Raw genomic sequence first — 18,897 nt, 5'->3', positions numbered from 1 at the left:
AAGCCGAGTTCACAATGAACTCGGCTTTTTCATAATTCATTTCTACGCCAATTCTTTTTCAGCGATCGTTAGAGCTTCTTCGAATAACTTTAAGCCTTCATCCATCTCACTTCTGCTCATCGAGAGGGGAGGTGCAATTCTGATCACGCTTTTTCCGCAGGAAAGCATCAATAGGCCGCGTTCAAATCCAATGTCCACGACGCGATCGGTAAGTTCTTTCGCTGGCTCTTTGGTTTCTCGATTTTTTACAAATTCCACGCCGATCATCAGACCCTTGCCGCGCACTTCTCCAATGCTGGGGTGCCTCATCTGCATTTCTTTTAGCGCTTCGAGCGCGTATGCGCCAACGACTTCAGCGTTCTTCATGAATTCGGTTTCGATCAAGTCAATGGTCGCCAGGGATGCCGCACAGGAGATGGGATTCCCACCATAAGTGTTGCCATGTGTGCCGATCTCCCAATCCATGACAGATTTACGTGCGATGCAGGCTCCAAGAGGCAGTCCGGAGGCAATGCCCTTTGCAGACGTCAGCATGTCTGGTTCAACACCGAAATGCTCGATCGCCCACCATTTGCCGGTGCGTCCCATGCCAGACTGCACTTCATCCACGATCAGCAGAATGCCATGCTTGCTGCATAATTTCCGCAGGGCTGGGAAGAAACCATCCGGCGGGATGAGATATCCACCTTCGCCTTGAATCGACTCGACCAATATGCCGGCTACGTCCTTTGGGGGCATGATCTGGTTGAGGATCTCTTCTTCAATGTAACGGACCGTGGCCTCGCCGTAATCTTCGCCTTTACGGCGCTCCAAAACAGGTCTGTACGGGTTTGGGAATGGCGCATGGGTAACGCCGTTCATTAATGGATAGAAACCGCCATGATATTTTGCCTTGCTGGCTGTAAATGTCACCGCGCCCATTGTGCGGCCGTGGAATGCGCCGGTGAATCCGATGAAGTTCGTGCGTTTGGTGTGATAACGCGCCAGTTTGATCGCCGTCTCCACAGCTTCAGTGCCTGAATTTGTCATGAAAGAGAGTGCATCCTCTTTGAAAGGCGCGATCTCATCCAGTTTCTCAGCTAGTCTGACCCAATTTTCGTGGTAAAAGTCGGACGAAATATGCAGGAATTTTTCAGCCTGTTCCTGTACAGCTTTCACCACCTTCGGGTGAGAATACCCGGTTGACACGACTGCGATTCCGCCCATGAAATCTAAAAATCGATTGCCATCCACATCCCAAACTTCACTGCCTTTACCGTGATCCATTACGAACGGATATCCCCGCGGATAAGAAGGCGAAATCACCTTATGGTCTCGCTTGATCATTGCCCTGGCTTTTGGCCCGGGTAAACTAGATTGTGTCATACAGTCTCCTTATAACATTTAAGTCACTGCAAGGCTATTTGTAGTGACATTATTACTGTAACTTAAATTCAGCTAATGCGCGCGCGCCAAGCAGTCCTGAGTTATCGCCCAATTCGGCTCGCGCAATTACCAGCTCTTCAAGGTAGCGGGGGTGAAAGACTCTTTGCTTCAAGCTTTCATTGAACGAATCGAATAACAACGGTCCGCTCTGGGAAACTCCCCCTCCAAAGATCACAATGGAGGGGTCGAATGCGTGCAGAAAATTTGCCACACCGATCCCCAAATAAGTTCCGGCGATCTGATACGCCTCGATGGATAAGGCGTCGCCTTGTTTTGCGGCTTTGGCTATCGTGTAGGCTGAATTCTTTTTATCAACAGGAAGGATCGATTCCCGCCCGGCCTTGAGCTGTTCTGCCACGAAACGCTCGATTCCAGTTCCTGAAGAGAAAGCCTCAAGATGACCGGGCTGTCCGCAGCCGCATAGCGGACCATTTGCCTGTACCGTGGTATGTCCAAGTTCAGCTGCCAGTCCGTGAAATCCCTGCAGGAGGCGGTCTTCAATGATTACGCCGCCCCCAACCCCGGTACTCACGGTCAAATACAGCACATTATGATGTCCGCGCCCTGCCCCAAATTTCCATTCTCCAAGAGCGGCTAGATTTGCATCATTTTCCAGATATGCAGGAACTCCAAAATGCTCTGACAATTTTGCTGTAATCGGGAAATCATGCCACTCTTTAATGTTGGGCGTCATAATCACAATGCCATTATGCGGGTCGACCGGTCCCGGAGACGACACGCCGATCGCGTCCACTTTCATGTTCTTCGGCCAGATCCCTTCAATTAGATCGATCAGCCGCCCAAAAGCATTTGGCTCTTTGGCTTTGGTTTCAATCCGGTTATGGGTAAGCGGTTCGAGTTGATCGTGTTGGTAAGCGGCGGCTCGGAGCTGGGTTCCGCCTACATCAATTGCAACGATTGTGCGCATAAGCGCAATTATACCGTAAGCTTTTCCACGACTGCTGGAATTGACTCATCGTTTCAACCCTGCTATTATCTTTTTATGCGCTCCAAATTCTTGGAAAATTTTTGGCAAACGTTGCGCGATATTCCGCGTTGGTTTCGTCCAGGGCTGGGTATTAAGCGTTGGTTTGTCTTTGTAACACTTGGCATTACGTTATTGGGATTGGGTTTTGCTGTTATTGTTATAGATCTGTACAGAACCGACTCGTCCAATCCGATCCTGCTCTTGTTGCTTTCATATGCCTCCTTGCGATTTATCCCGCGGGTATGGCGCGCGCTCATTTTTGGCGGATTGGGAGTGGGCATCGTCACTTATGGCATCTATCAGCTTAATCGTTCATTGCTAAGACCGTTCATTCGCCCCGGCTCTGATGTGTTTGACCAGTTGACTGATTTTCGCCGCCGTGAGCGCGGACCCCGTGCTGTTGCGATCGGCGGTGGTCATGGACTGGCCACCTTGTTGCGTGGTCTTAAAATGCACACAGGCAATCTTACTGCGGTTGTCACCGTTGCAGACGATGGCGGTTCCTCCGGAAGGTTGCGGGAAAGTCTTGGCATTCTTCCGCCTGGTGATATTCGTAACTGTCTTGCCGCGCTCTCCAATGACGAGGATATGCTGACGCAACTTTTCCAATATCGTTTTAGCGGGTCACCTGATCTTGATGGCCATTCGTTTGGGAATCTTTTCATCACAGCGCTTGCGGATATCACAGGTAGTTTTGAAGATGCGGTGGTCGAATCGGGCCGCGTGCTTTCAGTGAATGGCCGTGTGCTTCCATCTACATTGCATGATGTTAAATTGGTGGCCAGCGTGGAGTTGCTGCATTCCCAAAATCAGATCCGCGTGGAAGGGGAGAGCAAGATTCCGTCAGTAGCGGGACGAGTCCGTCGGGTATGGTTGGAACCGGATAATGCTTCAGCTTTCCCGCCCGTTATCAAGGCCATTTTAAATGCAGATGTGATCGTGGTCGGGCCTGGCAGTCTGTACACGAGTCTCCTGCCAAACTTGCTTGTGCATGACCTGCTCTCTTCCATGCAAATAAGCCGCGCGATAAAAATTTACGTTTGCAATATTGCCACACAGCCTGGTGAAACAGATTCATTCACCTGCGCTGACCACATCCGCGCATTGGAAGATCACATTGGCGAAGACCTGTTTGATATCATTTTATGTAACGATAATTATAATGGCGAGATCGGCGCTTCAAAATGGGTGCGAGTCGACGACAAAACTCTTTTGGACTCCCGTGTCTATTGTGCCGACCTTGTTGATGATGGACATCCCTGGCGGCACGACTCTGTAAAACTTGCGCAAGCGGTTATGGATGTTTTTAACGAACGCACCGGACCGCTGCGTGAGCGCGGAGTATAGCAGGTGCTATAATTGGGCGAGTTTTATGTTAGAATAATAATATTGTGCTAAAATTCACAATCAATAATAAATTATTTAAGGAGAAATTAAAATGACAGTAAAAGTTGGTATTAATGGTTTTGGCCGCATTGGCCGTCTTGCCTTTCGCACCTTGAAGGCTCGTTTCCCAGAGATCGATGTTGTGGCGGTGAATGATCTGTTCGATTCTGCAACAAACGCGCATTTGCTAAAACACGATTCGACCTATGGGAATTTCGCCAGCAGTGTTGAAGTCAAAGATGGCAATATAATCGTTGACGGCAAAACAGTTAAGGTCACAGCAGAAAAAGATCCATCAGCCATCAAGTGGGCTGACATGGGTGCGGATATCGTGATCGAATCGACCGGTTTCTTCACCGATGCCACCAAGGCCAAGGCTCACATCGAATCTGGCGGTGCGAAGAAAGTCATCATTTCCGCTCCCGCCAAGAACGAAGACATTACCATTGTTTTGGGCGTCAACGATGATAAATATGATGCTCAGAAACATCATATTGTTTCCAATGCGTCCTGCACCACGAACGGCCTCGCGCCGGTCGCCAAGGTGCTTAATGATAAATTTGGTATTGACCGCGGCTTGCTCACCACTGTCCATGCCTACACCGGCTCACAGAAATTACAGGATGTCGGCGCAAAGGATCTGCGTGATGCCCGCGGCGCCGCACAGAATATTGTCCCGTCTTCAACAGGCGCGGCAAAGGCAGTTGGTTTGGTCATTCCCGAACTCAAAGGCAAATTCGCAGGCATGGCTTTCCGTATTCCCACGCCCACAGTTTCAGTCGTTGACTTTACCGCCATCCTGAACAAGGAAGCCTCCATCGAAGAGATCCGCGCCGCAATGCTTGAATATGCCAATGGCTCGATGAAGGGCATTCTCGATGTGACCGATGAAGAACTCGTCTCCACCGACCTGCGCGGCACATCCTTCTCAAGTGTCTTTAGCGCAGTTGATACCATCGTTCTCGGTAACCTGATCAAAGTTGTTGCCTGGTATGATAACGAATGGGGTTACGCCTGTCGCACTGCGGACCTCGTCGCGTTGATGGGGAAGAACCTTTAGTCTGATTGTCCATAGTCGCCTGGTCTGAAAGCAAAAAGACCAGGCGACTATTTGACTGGCAGTAAGAGACAAGACCATGAACAAAAAAACAGTAAAAGATATTGACCTTAAAAATAAGCGCGTGCTTATGCGCGTGGATTTTAATGTGCCTATGGCGGACGGCAAAGTCACCGATGACAAACGTATCAAGGCCGCTCTGCCGACCATTAAATATGTTTTGGATCAGGGAGCTTCATTGCTTTTGATGAGTCATTTGGGACGACCAAAAGGCGGTCCTGACGCTGAATTTAGCCTGCGTGCTGCTTCGGAAGCATTGGCTGCGTTGTTGGGGACTCCAGTTCAAATGGCTCCCGACTGCGTTGGTCCGGAAGTTGAAAAAATGGCCAGGGAATTAAAAGCGGGCGAAGTATTAATGTTGGAAAATACCCGCTTCCACAAAGGTGAAGAAAAGAACGACCTCGATCTCGCCAAACAAATGGCAGCGCTCGGTGATGTGTATGTCAACGATGCGTTCGGCTCTGCTCATCGCGCACATTCGTCCACCGAAGGGATCGCACGCTTCCTGCCCGCTGTCTCTGGTTTCCTGATGGAACAGGAACTTGAATATCTTGGCCGTGCAGTTGCAAATCCCGAACACCCTTACATCGCAATTCTGGGTGGCGCGAAGATCAGCGATAAGATTTTGGTCGTTGAAACACTGCTTTCAAAGTGTGACAAGTTGATTATCGGCGGCGGGATGGCGAACACCTTTCTTGCTTCGCAGGGGCTCAATATGCAGGATAGTCTTGTTGAAGCGGAGTCCTTGGAATTGGCAAAATCAATTATGGAAAAATCAAGCGATAAATTGATCCTTCCTGTGGATGCGATCATCGCGGATAAGTTCGACGCGGAGGCCAATACTCAGATCGTTGACGTGGATAAGATCCCTGCAGGCTGGCGCATGTTGGATGTGGGACCGAAGACATTGGAGCTGTATAAAACTTCATTGGCAGGCGTCAAGCTGGTCGTTTGGAACGGCCCTGTCGGTGTGTTCGAGATGCCGAAGTTTGCCGAGGGCACCTTTGCTCTCGCGCGCATGTTGGCCGATTCTGGCGCGATCACAGTCATTGGCGGCGGTGACTCTGCCAGTGCGGTCAAGAAAGCAGGTGTCGCAAAACAGATGACCCATGTTTCCACAGGCGGCGGTGCGTCGCTTGAATTCCTTGAAGGAAAAGAACTGCCAGGTGTCGCGGCCTTGCTGGATAAATGAACAAACAGCGCGGACAAAAGTCCGCGCTGAATTTTATAATAATGACTTCCTATCATTTCAGTTTACAGACAGTTTTGCAATGGATGACTGAAATTAACTTCACTCGGCTATAATCGGGAAAATCCAAAGTAAGCGGAGACCATGCATGTCATTTACCATTGGTGAAAACATAGGTCCTTATCGGATCATAGGGCAGCTCGGGCAGGGCGGTATGGCAACTGTTTATAAAGCCTATCACGCTGCGCTTGACCGTTATGTTGCCTTGAAGGTTTTGCACCAGGCGTTTAATGAAGATCAAACTTTTACCGCTCGTTTTCAACGCGAGGCGCGCGTGGTGGCAAAGCTGGAACATCCCAATATTGTTCCTGTATATGATTATGCCGAACATGAGGCGCGCCCATTTCTTGTGATGAAATATATCGAGGGGGATACACTCAAGGCTCGTTTGCAGCAAGGACCGTTGACGTCAAAGGAAATTGAAGAGGTGGTAAATTCGATTGGCTCTGCTTTGGGGTATGCGCATCGCCAGGGAATTTTGCATCGAGATATAAAACCGTCCAATGTGATGATCGCCGTGGATGGGGTGATGTATCTTGCTGATTTTGGCCTTGCTCGCATCGCGCAGGCGGGCGAATCCACCATGTCGTCAGATTCGATCATGGGTACGCCGCAATATATTTCGCCCGAGCAAGCGATGGGCATCAAAGAACTGGACGCGGGCACTGATATTTATTCCTTTGGTGTCATGTTGTATGAGATGGTGGTTGGGCAGGTCCCATTCAGCGCGGATACGCCGTTCTCAATTATTCATGATCATATTTATACCCCGCTGCCTTTGCCAATGAAGGTCAACCCCAATGTGCCTGAACCTGTTCAACGGGTCTTGTTGAAAGCACTTGCCAAAAACCGCCTTGACCGTTTTGAATCGGTTGCGGAGATGGTAAGCGCTTTTAAGAATGCGTGGACGGAGGCGGGAGTGCCGATGCAGGGAACCTCCATTACCATGCGTTCAGCAGGTTATAAGAGTGAGCCGACGGCTGTCAAAACTCAACAGGCAGTTTCAGTTAAAGAAACAGAGACAGTTAAAAGTGCGTCAAAGAAACGTTCGCCATGGATGTGGGTGGGCGTCGGGCTTATATCGATCCTTTGTCTGACGGTCGCATTTTTTGCAGTCATGAGGTATAAAAACCAGTCCGCTTTGACCCCAACGGTTATTGTACCTAACCCTGTGGTCTCAACCCAGCCACCTCAACCGACGAAACCATTGCCAGACTTGCCTGGCGGACGTACCCCAGGCGCTCAATTGCCGACGCCAAAGGTAAATAGCTCACCGCAAGTGACAGCGGCGCAGGAATTGGTAAACAAGAACCCTGGCGATCCTTTTGCACATTTGCAGCTTGCGCTTGCCTTGTGGGATGCGAATGAAGTCCGCCCGGCGATCGATGAACTTGCGCAGGCGGCAAATTTGGCCGGCCCAAACAATAAGGAATTTCTTTTGAAGGCTGCGGAGGAATTTAAGAGGCGTGAAGCCTGGGTGCCGGCGGCGGGCATGTATTTACGTCTGGTTCCAACGTACCGCGCTCAAGGCCTGCCAATTGAGTTGGAAAACGATTTCCGCGAAGCTGTATATAAAGCCTCAGAGAAAAAGGATATGCCGCTTTTTGTCTTCTTTGAGCGTATTGATAATGTCAATCTGCCGCTGGGGTACATTGCCCGCGGACGATACGCCCTGTTCAATGGCGATTTGAACGAATCCAGATCTCAACTGGCTAATGCTGAAAAACTAAAACCCGATATGTATGAAGTATTTTTATTAAAGGCTGAAATTGAAATGAAATCGGGCAGTCAAACTGACGCGAAGAATATTTTTCTTTCGCTCTCTTCGGATCTCGGCGCACCGCAGTGGATCCGTTTTATGGCCGAAAATTATCTCAAAAAAATACAATAGGAAAAAATATGCGAAAACCATTTGTTGCAGGAAATTGGAAAATGAACAAAACCATCGCCGAGACGCGCGACCTGGTTTCTCAATTGAGTGAAAAAATAAGCGCGATCACCGGCGTGGAAAAAATTATATGCCCGCCTTTCGTGTCGTTACAGACCGCTTCTGCATTGATTGGGGATTCAGATATTGGTCTTGGTGCGCAGAATATGCATTGGGAGGAAAAAGGTGCGTTTACCGGCGAGGTTTCGCCGGCTATGGTGAAAGAGTTGTGCGGTTATGTTATTCTTGGTCACTCCGAAAGGCGCGCTTATTTCAATGAAAGCGATGAGATTGTTAATCGAAAGTTGATCTCCGCCCAAAAATACGATTTGACGCCGATCGTTTGTGTTGGCGAGACTTTGGATCAATACGAATCAAAGCTGACTCGTGAGGTTGTTTCCCGTCAGACAAGTCAGAGTCTCAGGGATGTCTCTCCTGACTTTGCGCCGCGCATTGTGGTGGCATACGAACCGGTCTGGGCGATCGGGACAGGCAAAGCTTCCAACGGCCTTGAAGCGAACGCGGTGGTCAAGGATGTGATTCGTCCCGCCCTGACTGAGTTGTTCGGGTTGGAAACAGCACAGGCTATCCGCGTGTTATATGGCGGCTCTGTTACTTCATCCAACGCGGCTGAATTTTTTGGTCAACCTGATATCGACGGCGCGCTCGTTGGCGGAGCCAGTCTGAAATTGGATGAGTTCGCGGCGATCACAAGAGCGGCGGCGGGGTAATCGCACAAAATAATAATGGGTGTAAACCATCAACCATGGACTATCATCTACATTCCCCCAATTATTCATATTTATGTTGACTTCATTCGCTGGCGTATTCTGGTTTATTCTGACGCTTTTGCCGCTGGTATTTCTCCAGCGGCTTTTGCATCGTGAGATACAAGCTGTTTTGCTGATCCTCACGCGCAATGCGGAATTAACGATCGGCTTGTTCTCTATCCTCTTCCTTCCCGGTGTTGCCATGCATGAATTGAGTCATTTTCTAATGGCGAAGTTGTTGCGTGTGCGGACCGGACGGTTTTCATTGCTCCCGAAAGCGCTTCCGAATGGGCGTTTGCAAATGGGGTATGTCGAAACCGAACAAACGGATATATTTCGAGATTCTTTGATCGGACTTGCTCCATTGATCGCCGGCAGCGTATTCGTCGCTTATGTCGGCAGCGACCACCTGCAATTGGGTACACTTTGGAAGTTTTTACAAAATGGCCAGCTAAACTTGTTTTATATGGCGGTTGGGGTTCTGCCAACTGTAAATGATTTTTACCTATGGCTATACCTTGCCTTTGCGGTTTCCAGCACCATGATGCCGTCGGAATCTGACAGTCACGCCTGGTTTCCACTTGGGATTTGGGTGGTCGGGCTGCTTGGGCTTGCGGTTTTTGCCGGCGCCGGCGCGTGGATGCTTACAAATCTGACGCCGCTCGTTAATGGCTTTCTCTCAAATGTGGCTGAACTGTTCAGTGCAAGCGTGGTTTTGCACATTGTTTTTCTTATCCCCGCATTTATTGTGCATAAAATACTTGCAAAAGTCACGGGTGTGGATGTGAAAAGGTAATAAGGGATTGTTTCCCTATTTCAGGAAGATCCCCTCAGATTTAAAATACAATTTGAAATTTAAACTTCTGGCGACATTTTGCGAGCCGGCGTTGGTGATATTGTGCCGGTATTGTGCGATGATATTGTGCTGATTTGCCCACTCGCATAATCCGCCCACGACGGCTTTTCCTAACCCCTTCTTGCGAAAATCTGGATGAGTCAACACGCCAATGTCGAGAAAGCCCGTTCGTTCATACCCGCTTGCTGCTGCGACCAGCTGTTCTCCGAAAAAGACCCCAAAGGCGACCTGGTGTGTGACTTCTACAAAACCCTCATCAACATCTTCGGGCGTATTTGCGGCATGTAACACGGACATGGCGTTCGTGTCAGCCTCGCTCAATTGACGCAGAATGAACGGCTGGTCAGGAAGATACGCTGGCAGGTGCGGGGGGAATAGATAATATGCCAACCCAATATCCCATGAAAGGATCCGCTCACTTCCCCAGCTTGTTTGGATCAAATCGCCTGTCAGAGAAGTGTTTGCAGGTAATTCCTCAGTTAATTTTTCTAACTGCGAATAATAGGCGGGGTCAAGTTGTGCAAACGTGTGCTTTCCGATATGCCAAAGCGCGATGACATTGTCGCCATCATATTTACTTTCTGGTAACAGGGTGGTTCCACTTTGTTGTGCAGTTTCGATTGGACAACCGAAGTACCCCGTCCAATTCCTGTAAATGGTATTTTCGAATGTATCTATGTTCATTGTATCTTTGTCCATGATCTTGAGTTTATCCTGCAAGAGTTTATGCGTACTTTTCCGCCAGCTTCTTGATCGTATTCACACCCCTCAAGGTTGATTTGACCGCCAGCGCCTTTTCAATTGTCGCGTTTGAAACCTTGGATTCGCTCTGTTTCTTTTTGCACAGCCAATAGATCTCGCGCCCGTGGATGTGAAAGTCGTCAATGTTGGTTCGCAGTGACATCAACTTTTGCTTTGCGGCATCATCCAGCGGGTCAGCCAGGAAGCCGATGTTGAGCGCGCCTGCCGCATCCAGTTGGGACTGTGGAAAGGGTTTGTGTTTTGCGATCTCCACTACCTCTGTATCGGTGCGGATGAAGGTCGCCACTTCATATTCCAACGCTTCGCGCAGACATGCTTCGATCTTCTTTTCAAGCGCCTTGGTACTTCCCGCTTTTGCCTCAAAGATGACATTTCCGCTGGCAATAAAGGTTTCCACGTTGGAAAATCCAAGCGACTCAAATAGCTGGCGCAGGTGATCCATTTTGACAGTGTGACCGCCGACGTTGATGGCGCGCAGGAACGCAATGTGCTTTGTCATCGATTAACCTTTTCATAGTTTAGAAGTTTGTACATAAATACGGTTGTGTGCAGTGACCCGTCTGTGCTTCGTGCATATTCTGGAATTACACCTGCTTGCGTATAGCCCAAGTTGGCGTACAAGCGTTCTGAAGGATCGCCTGCTCTTGTGTCGAGAATTAATGTGGTTCGTCCTGTTCGCCGGGCTTCTTCCTCGATCGCGTTCATAAGCGCATGACCCACGCCTCTTCCTCGATGCGATGCAAGAACAATGAGCTTTGTTATCTCGGCTCGATGGCTCGCATTTGGGTGATTTGCCAGGTTCAATTGAACCGTACCTATGATTTCCTGATCTATTTTTGCAATGAGCAGAATCCGGAAAGGGGTTTTCAGCGCGGATGCAACGTCCCGCCAATACGTAGATGCGTCTTCCTCGGTGAGGGGAGTGAGAAATCCGATGGACGCGCCATTTGCAACCGCGTCCTGTACGAGAGAGGTCAGATTTGGAAGCAGCTTTATTGTGCTTTCGGAAGTGAGACATTCGATGTTCATATTGCTTTCAATTACGAAATTATAGCATTTAAAAAAGCTCCGAGTTCATAGAAACTCGGAGCTTGCTGTGTAAACTTTATCTTCGATTTCCGCCGCGATCCCCTCCGCCGCTGCGTCCACCCCGATCTCCGCCGCGTCCGCCTCTGTCGCCGCCGCGTCCACCCCGGTCTCCGCCGCGACTCCCACCGCCGCCACTGCGTCCACCCTTGTCTTTTTCACGGGCTTCTTCAGCCGACCAGCCTTCAAGTACAGCCTGGCGTGACAGGCGGATCTTACCTTGCGGGTCAACGTCCGTGACCATCACGGTCAATTCATCGCCGAGAACACAAACATCCTCGACAGCATTCACGCGTTCGCTTGCGAGTTGTGAAATGTGTACGAGCCCGTCGATGCCGGGCAGGAGATTTACAAACGCCCCAAAGGCTTCAGTGCGCACTACCTTGCCGGTATAGATATTTCCAATTACCACCGACTCGGTCAAGCCCGCTACCCGTTCCTGGGCGATCTTGGCGCCGACACTGTCGGTCGAGGCGATGTAAACCGTACCGTCTTCCTGAATGTCGATCTTGGTATGGGTCTCTTCCTGTAACGCGCGGATATTCTTGCCGCCGGGACCAATGAGCGCGCCGATCTTGTCGATCGGGATCTTGACGGTGATGATGCGCGGAGCATGCGGTTTCAATTCCGCGCGTGCTTCGGGCAGGGCTTCGAGCATCTTTTCCATGATCGACATGCGGGCAGTGTGAGCCTGCGCCAGCGCTTCCTTCATCATTTGCGTGCTCAAGCCGCTGATCTTGATGTCCATTTGCAAGGCGGTGATACCAGCGGCAGTTCCTGCGACTTTGAAATCCATGTCGCCGAGATGATCTTCGGTTCCCTGAATATCGGTCAAGATTTGATAGCGGCCAGTTTCGTCTGTGATAAGTCCCATGGCGACGCCGGATACAGGTGCCTTGATTGGCACGCCCGCATCCATCAATGCCAAAGTCGAACCGCAGACTGAGCCCATCGAAGTTGAGCCGTTGGAGGATAACGCTTCGGACACAACGCGGATGGCGTATGGGAAGGATTCTTCAGCTGGGATGACGGGTTCGAGCGCACGTTCTGCGAGCGCACCATGCCCGACCTCGCGCCTGCTTTGTCCACGCAGCATTTTGACCTCGCCTGTGGAGAAAGGCGGGAAGCTGTAGTGGTGCATGTAGCGTTTATTTTTCTCTGGGGATAAATTATCGAGTTCCTGTGCTTCACCCAACGTTCCGAGTGTTGCAAAGGATAATACTTGTGTCTCGCCGCGTGTGAAAAGACCAGTGCCGTGTGCGCGAGGGGAGAGTCCCACTTCGCACCAGATCGGGCGGATTTCGGTCGGGGTGCGGCCATCGGGACGCTTGCCCATGCCCAGGATTCTTTCACGCACGATCTTGTGCTCGGCTTCGCTAAATGCAGATTTCACATCTTTTGCGGCGGGAGCGGTTGTATCGCCTTCGATGCACATTTCAGCAACGACTGCGGCTTGTAATTCGTCCATGCCGCCGTAGAATTCGCCTTTGCTCAACGGCTTGTCAAGCAATTCGTTCATCTTGGCGTTGACTGATTCGAATACTTTCTTCTGCAATTCTTCGTTCGCAGTCGTGATGGTGGCTTCGCGCTTGAGCTTGCCAATTTCAGCCTGCATCTTGAGTTGCAATTCAATGATCGGCTGCATGGACTGATGTCCCAATTCAAGGGCGGCGACCATGACATCTTCGGGGATTTCGTTGGCGCCGCATTCCACCATGAGGATCGCATCTTTGGTGCCGGCAATTCTCAGGTCCAGGTCTGAAGCGTTCATTTCCTCAAAGGTGGGGTTGAGCACGAACTCACCGTTGACGCGTCCCACACGGACAGCGGCCACCGGTCCAGCCCAGGGGATATCCGAGATCATGATCGCGGCAGAAGCAGCATTGATCGCGAGAATATCCAGCGGGTTGATGCCATCGGCTGAGAATGAGTACATGATAACTTGCACTTCGTTTCGCATGCCATGTGCAAAGAGCGGGCGCAGGGGGCGGTCTGTCAGTCGTGCCACAAGGATGGAATCGGTGGAGGCGCGGCCTTCGCGTCGGAAGAAGGAGCCGGGGATCTTGCCGCCGGCATACATGCGCTCTTCGTAGTCAACGGAAAGTGGGAAGAAGTCAATTCCTTCGCGTACGCCGCCCATGGTGGCTGCGGCGAATACGATCGAATCTTCCACGCCGAAGGTGACCGCGCCGCCTGCTTGAGCGGCCAATGTGCCTGTCTCAAAGGTGAAAGTGCGCGTGCCTACAACGGCTGAATAGCGTTTTAATTCGGGTTTCATTATTTTTTTGTCTCCTGTTGGGGCGGCTCGCGAGCCGCCCTTATAAATATTACCCGCCAGTTGGTCAGGGACTGAAGAGTGGGAACAACCATTGTTGTTCGCGCTATTCAATTCCTGACTGCGGGATTTTCCTCCTCGCCTTGATGGGCAGGTAGGTGAGGGTTTAAAAAGACCCTAAAAGTCTCGCGACCTTTAGGGTCTTTCACTAACTACTTACGGCGGAGTGACAATCGTTCGGTTACGTTTAGATAGTTCTGGTAGTTGCTTGAGCGCAAGTACGTGAGCAATCGGCGGCGTTGACCGACCAGTTTGAGCAAACCACGGCGGCAGGATTGATCCTGCTTGTTGCTTCGCAAATGCTCGGTGAGCTGAGTGATGCGATTGGTCAGGATGGCGATCTGAACTTCAGGGGAGCCGGTATCCTTGTCGTGGCGATGAAAATCTTCGATCGCCTTGGTCTTGACTTCTTTTGCAAGCGGCATGACGTGTGCTTCCTTTCTTTTAGATTTTTTGGGCGGTGCGAACACCGCGCTACGCAGGTCTCCGTGTCCACAGCTTTAGTTCTCTCAAGAGAACTTGACCGTAGGGCAGGACCAGTCACGGGCGAGATTATACCAGAAAAATCTTGCCTCCAAATTCCATCTGTGCTAAACTTGTCAAACTTATCCCACTGAAAGGAGGCTGCTTCGATGAAAGAAAAATTTACCTCACACTTTGAACTTTGTGCGCCTCCGAGCGAGTTATTTTAGACTCTTCATGCTTTTCTGCATGTACCGCAGGCGCGCCCTGCGGTTTTTCATTTAACCGCCTATTGTTCCGTCAAATTAGGAGAATTCTTGTGACCCCTGCTATTTCAGTTTCCAACTTATCAAAACATTACAATGTCCCCGAGCGTGAAGGCGGGATGAAAGCGGCTGTGATCAGCCTGTTCAACCGTAAATATCGCACAGTCAAAGCGGTGGATAATGTCTCTTTTAGCATTGAACCGGGCGAAGTCGTCGGCTTTCTTGGTCCGAATGGCGCTGGAAAGACCACCACACTCAAAGTCTTGAGCGGACTTTTACACCCAACCTCAGGCTCAGTGAATGTTTTGGGTTATGAGCCGACCAAGCGTTCCCATGACTATCTGCGTCAGGTGGCGTTGGTCATGGGCAACCGCAATCAACTGTCCTGGGATCTGCCCGCCATCGACTCGTTTGAACTACAGCGTGCGATCTATGGCGTCCCCATGTCTGAATTTAAAAAGACCCGTGATGACTTTATTGACCTGTTGGAATTAAAGGATCTGGTCAATAAACCCATCCGCAATCTCTCGCTGGGCGAGCGCATGAAGATGGAGATCGTTGGCGCTCTGCTTCATCGTCCCAAAGTGCTTTTCCTCGACGAGCCGACCATTGGTTTGGATGTCACCATGCAGCGCCGCATCCGCACATTCATCAAGGAATACAACCAGCGTTGGGGCGCGACCGTCCTGCTCACCAGTCACTACATGGCGGATGTGGAAGCCCTATGCAAGCGCGTCATCGTGATTCATCATGGGCGGACTCTTTTTGACGGAGAGTTGAGTACGCTCGTCACTCAATTTTCATCTTTCAAGACTCTCGGTGTCACTCTGCCGAACCCTGAAGTTGACCTGTCTCAATACGGGGAAGTGCTTACCCGTGACGGTTCGCGCATCACCTTGCGCGTCGCCAAATCGAAGACTTCCCAAGTCACAGCGAATCTGCTTTCCGACCTGCAGGTGGATGATCTGACCGTGGAAGATACTCCAATTGACGATGTGATTGACAGCGTCTTCACCTCCAGCGAGGAGGCTAAATGAGACGTTATATTGATTTTTATTTAGCCATGATGCGGATTTCCATTCTGGAACAAATCCAATATAGTGTGGCGAATTATTTTTATATGATAGGCATGATTACTGAGCCGGTAATCTATCTGGTCGTGTGGACTACCATCGCGAAACAGGAAGGCGGCTCCGCAGGTGGGTACACCGTGGGCGCGTTCGCGGCATATTACATCATCTGGACTTTGGTGCGCAACATGAACATTGTCTTCACCCCATATGGGTGGGAATGGCGCATTCGTGAAGGGCGGCTTTCGATGGAGTTGATGCGTCCGATCCACCCCATCCATGCTGACGTCGCCTTCTTCGCGGGCTGGAAGTTTGTGGTCATCCTGCTCTGGCTGCCATTGGCTGCCATTCTTTCATGGATATTCAAACCAACTTTTGATATCCGTTTGATGGAGGTCGTTGTATTCTTTCTTGCCATCTGGAGCGCCTATCTGATCCGCACCATGCTGCTTTCGCTGCTGGGTATGATCACCTTTTGGACTACGCGCGTCAGTGCCATCTTTGAGTTGTACTTCGGTCTTGAACTGATCCTCTCTGGCCGCCTCGTGCCAATGACCATCATGCCTGCCTGGGTGCAGAATCTTTCAAATTACCTGCCATTCAAATGGACATTTTTCTTTCCGATTGAAGTGCTCGTCGGCAATATGACCGATGCCCAGCTTTGGTCAGGTTTCGGAATGCAGGTGCTGTGGATCGCAACAGGCGTCGTCATGCTCAACCTGATCTGGAGTTTTGCCATCAAGCAGTATTCCGCGGTGGGAGGATAGCCTTATGAACCCAATAAAACTTGCTCTTACCTATCTGCGGATCGGTGTATTGAATGAGATGCAATACCGCATCAATTTCTTCATCCAACTTCTTCAATCGTTTATCTCGGTCGCCACGGGACTGATCGGTCTCTCGCTTGTATTTGGGCAGGTGACTACGCTTGCGGGCTGGTCCCGCCCTGAGCTGCTCGCTGTGATGGGAGTTCACTTGCTGATGGGAGGTGTGATCCGCTCCGTTATTCAACCGAACATGGAACGCCTGATGGATGATGTCCGCAACGGTACATTGGATTTCGCACTGACCAAACCCGCCGACGCGCAAACCCTTGTCAGTGTGCGTGAGTTCCGCTTCTGGCAGTTGGTGGATGTCATTGTTGGGATGGTTGTGATCAGTATCGCTTTTGTTCAACTGAAAGGTGCATTGGGTATATTGCAGCTTCTTGGGTTTCTCGCGGCCTTGGTTATGGGCGGGGTCATGCTGTATTGCGTCTGGCTGATGGTTACATCCATTTCATTTTGGGTCATTCGTGTTCAGGAGATCAGCAATCTCTTTGAAGGACTATATGCCGCGGGCCGCTGGCCTGTGGGTATCTATCCCGATTGGCTTCGCACAGGCTTGACCTTTTTGGTTCCCGTCGCTTTTGCTGTGACCGTCCCTGCCGAAGCATTGACCAACCGCCTCAGCGGAACGAGTTTGCTGTTTGCCTTTGGTATGACCCTCTTGTTTGTCATCCTCTCGCGCGGACTATGGCGGTTGGGATTAAGTAATTATTCAGGAGCGTCTTCTTAAATAAAAATGACAGTCACTTTTAAGGTGACTGCCATTTTTATTATAGCTATTGAGGTTATTAAATCTCGATTTGAATCGCGCTTCCACTCTCATAGCGCCGCAACCCCTTGTGAAATATAAATATCGCCAGCGCAAGGAAGCCAGTTGCGCCTAATAATAACTCTCCCAATACCTGCCATGAGAAAGCGCGGATGAATTCCGCGGGTACGGCGCCCATTAACGCGGCGGGGATGAGGGTGAACAGGATCAGTTTGGCGTAACTGTCAAAGAGCGTGATCGGATAAATGCCGAAAGTCAGCATGGCGTTGAGCATCAAACCACTTAAATTAGACATCGTGCCGAACCAGAAGGCGAGACTCTGCGTCAGGATCAGGAATGCCCCGAAAACAGTGGCGGCCAATAGCATGGCTAGAACGTAGCGGACGAGTCCGTCCCACGAGAAATATCCTGACATGCCGTAACTGATAAACCCGTAGATAAAATCCCCCAATCCGCTTGCGATGGTTCGGCTGGAAACGGTGTGCAGAAGAACGGGACGCGGCAGGGAAAGATAATAATCAAGCCTGCCTTTTGAGATGATGTCGCTCAAAGTGAAGGCGTTGCCGAACAGCAGGCTGACGATGCCGAATGCGCTTGCCAGCACGCCGAATGTGACATACATATCGTTCACGCCCCAGCCGCGCACATCCTTGAATTTATCGAAGAAGATGATCCAGATCGCGAAGTAAATGAAATTGTTCGCGAGCATGCCGATGACCTGGGTCAGGAACGCGGCGCGGTATTCCATGGCGGATAGTAGATTTGTTTTCCAGATGGCAAGCAGGATCTTGAGTTCTGTCATTTATCCACCGTTTACCGTTAATTGAGTCAACCCGCGGCGATAGGCAACGGTCAGTAAAAAAATTAATACGATGATCCAACCAAGTTGCAGGGTCATGACATTGATAAATATCTGCGTGGTTGGTGTAACGAATAAACGCGCAGGTCCATAGATCGCGCTGGAGAAGGGCAGGAATTTTGCGAAGGTTTGCAGCCACTGCGGATAAAAATCCAGCGGAATTAACATGCCGCCAAAGATAAAGGCCAGCTTTTGATATATCCATGTGAAGGCGGACACATCTTCAATGATAAACGCAGAAAGACCGATCATGGCGTTGATGCAGAAGTGTAAAACCCATGCGCCCAGGATGGCGGGTAATGCAATTAAGAATCCTTCGGGGTGCTCAGGCGCGCCGACCAGCCAGAGTACGGTCAGCCCGCCAAAGACGGCGTTGAGCATGGCGCGGAAAATAGTCTCGCCCATGGCGGTGCTGAATTGATAAAGTAAAAAGTCATACGGTTTGTTGAGGATGTACGCGATGGAACCGTCTTTAACATTTTCAGACATGGTGCGGGCAATCGGCGGGCGGCCCAGTTCAATGGTCTCTGCCAGCATGAGATACCAAAGTGTATCGCGCAGGGTCAGGCCATTCATAGACTCAACACCTGCTGCGCTGAAGGTGACTTTCCACAGTTGATAAAAGATCCACATGAAGGGGATGATCATCAAACTGCGCCCGGCCAGTTCACCGGGGTAGGCGAGTGAGTTGATCAGTGTGATCTGAAAGATGGACCAGTATTTTGAGATCGTTTTCATGGCTT

Annotated in this window: 18 protein-coding genes; 9 read left to right on the top strand and 9 right to left on the bottom strand. The window is 50.4% G+C overall.

Annotated elements, in window-relative coordinates:
• Positions 1–42 precede the first annotated feature (42 nt).
• Both IPL17_RS04970 and IPL17_RS04965 read right to left on the bottom strand, forming a co-directional pair.
• On the bottom strand, positions 43–1,365 hold the full coding sequence (locus tag IPL17_RS04970; protein WP_345305969.1) for an acetyl ornithine aminotransferase family protein: 1,323 nt from the start codon (positions 1,363–1,365) through the stop codon (positions 43–45).
• A gap of 52 nt (positions 1,366–1,417) precedes the next feature.
• Complete coding sequence (locus IPL17_RS04965; RefSeq protein WP_345305968.1) at positions 1,418–2,353, bottom strand: ROK family protein; 936 nt, start codon at positions 2,351–2,353, stop codon at positions 1,418–1,420.
• A 90-nt stretch (positions 2,354–2,443) separates the two neighbouring features.
• On the opposite strand from IPL17_RS04965, the gene IPL17_RS04960 reads away from it, so the two are divergent.
• The 6 genes from IPL17_RS04960 (at position 2,444) to IPL17_RS04935 (ending at position 9,658) form a co-directional block, all read left to right on the top strand.
• The gene (locus IPL17_RS04960) at positions 2,444–3,760 is read left to right on the top strand and encodes a gluconeogenesis factor YvcK family protein (protein ID WP_345305967.1); all 1,317 of its coding nucleotides are present in this window, start codon (positions 2,444–2,446) and stop codon (positions 3,758–3,760) included.
• A gap of 91 nt (positions 3,761–3,851) precedes the next feature.
• Complete coding sequence (gene gap / locus IPL17_RS04955; RefSeq protein ID WP_345305966.1) at positions 3,852–4,859, top strand: type I glyceraldehyde-3-phosphate dehydrogenase; 1,008 nt, start codon at positions 3,852–3,854, stop codon at positions 4,857–4,859.
• Between the two features lie 76 nt (positions 4,860–4,935).
• Positions 4,936–6,108, top strand: coding sequence for a phosphoglycerate kinase (locus IPL17_RS04950; RefSeq protein ID WP_345305965.1), 1,173 nt, complete (start codon positions 4,936–4,938; stop codon positions 6,106–6,108).
• Between the two features lie 145 nt (positions 6,109–6,253).
• Entirely contained in the window at positions 6,254–8,056 is a 1,803-nt protein-coding gene (locus IPL17_RS04945) for a protein kinase (RefSeq protein ID WP_345305964.1), read from the top strand.
• Between the two features lie 8 nt (positions 8,057–8,064).
• Complete coding sequence (tpiA, locus tag IPL17_RS04940; RefSeq protein WP_345305963.1) at positions 8,065–8,823, top strand: triose-phosphate isomerase; 759 nt, start codon at positions 8,065–8,067, stop codon at positions 8,821–8,823.
• 73 nt (positions 8,824–8,896) lie between these two features.
• Entirely contained in the window at positions 8,897–9,658 is a 762-nt protein-coding gene (locus tag IPL17_RS04935) for a hypothetical protein (protein ID WP_345305962.1), read from the top strand.
• A 15-nt stretch (positions 9,659–9,673) separates the two neighbouring features.
• Here IPL17_RS04935 and IPL17_RS04930 read toward each other — a convergent pair whose 3' ends face one another.
• The 5 genes from IPL17_RS04930 to rpsO form a co-directional block, all read right to left on the bottom strand.
• Positions 9,674–10,417, bottom strand: coding sequence for a GNAT family N-acetyltransferase (locus IPL17_RS04930; RefSeq protein ID WP_345305961.1), 744 nt, complete (start codon positions 10,415–10,417; stop codon positions 9,674–9,676).
• A 25-nt stretch (positions 10,418–10,442) separates the two neighbouring features.
• Positions 10,443–10,979: a DUF1697 domain-containing protein gene (locus tag IPL17_RS04925; RefSeq protein ID WP_345305960.1), complete on the bottom strand. Its 537-nt coding sequence runs from the start codon at positions 10,977–10,979 to the stop codon at positions 10,443–10,445.
• Positions 10,976–11,509 (bottom strand): GNAT family N-acetyltransferase, encoded by a 534-nt coding sequence (locus IPL17_RS04920; protein WP_345305959.1) that lies wholly within the window; start codon positions 11,507–11,509, stop codon positions 10,976–10,978. Before IPL17_RS04920 ends, IPL17_RS04925 begins: the two co-directional genes overlap by 4 nt.
• Positions 11,510–11,585: 76 nt before the next feature.
• Positions 11,586–13,844, bottom strand: a complete 2,259-nt coding sequence (locus IPL17_RS04915) for a polyribonucleotide nucleotidyltransferase (protein WP_345305958.1) — start codon at positions 13,842–13,844, stop codon at positions 11,586–11,588.
• 209 nt (positions 13,845–14,053) lie between these two features.
• The gene (gene rpsO, locus IPL17_RS04910) at positions 14,054–14,326 is read right to left on the bottom strand and encodes a 30S ribosomal protein S15 (RefSeq protein WP_345305957.1); all 273 of its coding nucleotides are present in this window, start codon (positions 14,324–14,326) and stop codon (positions 14,054–14,056) included.
• 356 nt (positions 14,327–14,682) lie between these two features.
• On the opposite strand from rpsO, the gene IPL17_RS04905 reads away from it, so the two are divergent.
• The 3 genes from IPL17_RS04905 to IPL17_RS04895 are packed head-to-tail and all read left to right on the top strand — an operon-like array spanning position 14,683 to position 17,256.
• A complete protein-coding gene (locus IPL17_RS04905) occupies positions 14,683–15,666 on the top strand; it encodes an ATP-binding cassette domain-containing protein (RefSeq protein ID WP_345305956.1) in 984 nt (327 codons plus the stop codon).
• Positions 15,663–16,466 (top strand): ABC-2 family transporter protein, encoded by an 804-nt coding sequence (locus IPL17_RS04900; RefSeq protein ID WP_345305955.1) that lies wholly within the window; start codon positions 15,663–15,665, stop codon positions 16,464–16,466. The genes IPL17_RS04905 and IPL17_RS04900 overlap by 4 nt, the downstream gene beginning before the upstream one ends.
• Positions 16,467–16,470: 4 nt before the next feature.
• Positions 16,471–17,256, top strand: a complete 786-nt coding sequence (locus tag IPL17_RS04895; protein ID WP_345305954.1) for an ABC-2 family transporter protein — start codon at positions 16,471–16,473, stop codon at positions 17,254–17,256.
• 58 nt (positions 17,257–17,314) lie between these two features.
• Here IPL17_RS04895 and IPL17_RS04890 read toward each other — a convergent pair whose 3' ends face one another.
• Both IPL17_RS04890 and IPL17_RS04885 read right to left on the bottom strand, forming a co-directional pair.
• A complete protein-coding gene (locus tag IPL17_RS04890) occupies positions 17,315–18,097 on the bottom strand; it encodes an ABC-2 family transporter protein (protein ID WP_345305953.1) in 783 nt (260 codons plus the stop codon).
• Entirely contained in the window at positions 18,098–18,892 is a 795-nt protein-coding gene (locus tag IPL17_RS04885; protein ID WP_345305952.1) for an ABC-2 family transporter protein, read from the bottom strand.
• Positions 18,893–18,897: the final 5 nt, after the last annotated feature.

Source organism: Candidatus Villigracilis saccharophilus, assembly GCF_016711665.1.
This window is presented reverse-complemented; position numbering and strand designations above follow the sequence as displayed.

What these genes read in the sequence shown, in the direction of transcription:
- IPL17_RS04950 (WP_345305965.1), top strand. Translation starts at nt 4,936, where the DNA reads ATGAACAAAAAAACAGTAAAAGATATTGACCTTAAAAATAAGCGCGTG.
- tpiA (WP_345305963.1), top strand. Translation starts at nt 8,065, where the DNA reads ATGCGAAAACCATTTGTTGCAGGAAATTGGAAAATGAACAAAACCATC.
- gap (WP_345305966.1), top strand. Translation starts at nt 3,852, where the DNA reads ATGACAGTAAAAGTTGGTATTAATGGTTTTGGCCGCATTGGCCGTCTT.
- IPL17_RS04945 (WP_345305964.1), top strand. Translation starts at nt 6,254, where the DNA reads ATGTCATTTACCATTGGTGAAAACATAGGTCCTTATCGGATCATAGGG.
- rpsO (WP_345305957.1), bottom strand. Translation starts at nt 14,326, where the DNA reads ATGCCGCTTGCAAAAGAAGTCAAGACCAAGGCGATCGAAGATTTTCAT.
- IPL17_RS04930 (WP_345305961.1), bottom strand. Translation starts at nt 10,417, where the DNA reads ATGGACAAAGATACAATGAACATAGATACATTCGAAAATACCATTTAC.
- IPL17_RS04890 (WP_345305953.1), bottom strand. Translation starts at nt 18,097, where the DNA reads ATGACAGAACTCAAGATCCTGCTTGCCATCTGGAAAACAAATCTACTA.
- IPL17_RS04965 (WP_345305968.1), bottom strand. Translation starts at nt 2,353, where the DNA reads ATGCGCACAATCGTTGCAATTGATGTAGGCGGAACCCAGCTCCGAGCC.
- IPL17_RS04970 (WP_345305969.1), bottom strand. Translation starts at nt 1,365, where the DNA reads ATGACACAATCTAGTTTACCCGGGCCAAAAGCCAGGGCAATGATCAAG.
- IPL17_RS04935 (WP_345305962.1), top strand. Translation starts at nt 8,897, where the DNA reads ATGTTGACTTCATTCGCTGGCGTATTCTGGTTTATTCTGACGCTTTTG.
- IPL17_RS04920 (WP_345305959.1), bottom strand. Translation starts at nt 11,509, where the DNA reads ATGAACATCGAATGTCTCACTTCCGAAAGCACAATAAAGCTGCTTCCA.
- IPL17_RS04885 (WP_345305952.1), bottom strand. Translation starts at nt 18,892, where the DNA reads ATGAAAACGATCTCAAAATACTGGTCCATCTTTCAGATCACACTGATC.
- IPL17_RS04900 (WP_345305955.1), top strand. Translation starts at nt 15,663, where the DNA reads ATGAGACGTTATATTGATTTTTATTTAGCCATGATGCGGATTTCCATT.
- IPL17_RS04895 (WP_345305954.1), top strand. Translation starts at nt 16,471, where the DNA reads ATGAACCCAATAAAACTTGCTCTTACCTATCTGCGGATCGGTGTATTG.
- IPL17_RS04915 (WP_345305958.1), bottom strand. Translation starts at nt 13,844, where the DNA reads ATGAAACCCGAATTAAAACGCTATTCAGCCGTTGTAGGCACGCGCACT.
- IPL17_RS04925 (WP_345305960.1), bottom strand. Translation starts at nt 10,979, where the DNA reads ATGACAAAGCACATTGCGTTCCTGCGCGCCATCAACGTCGGCGGTCAC.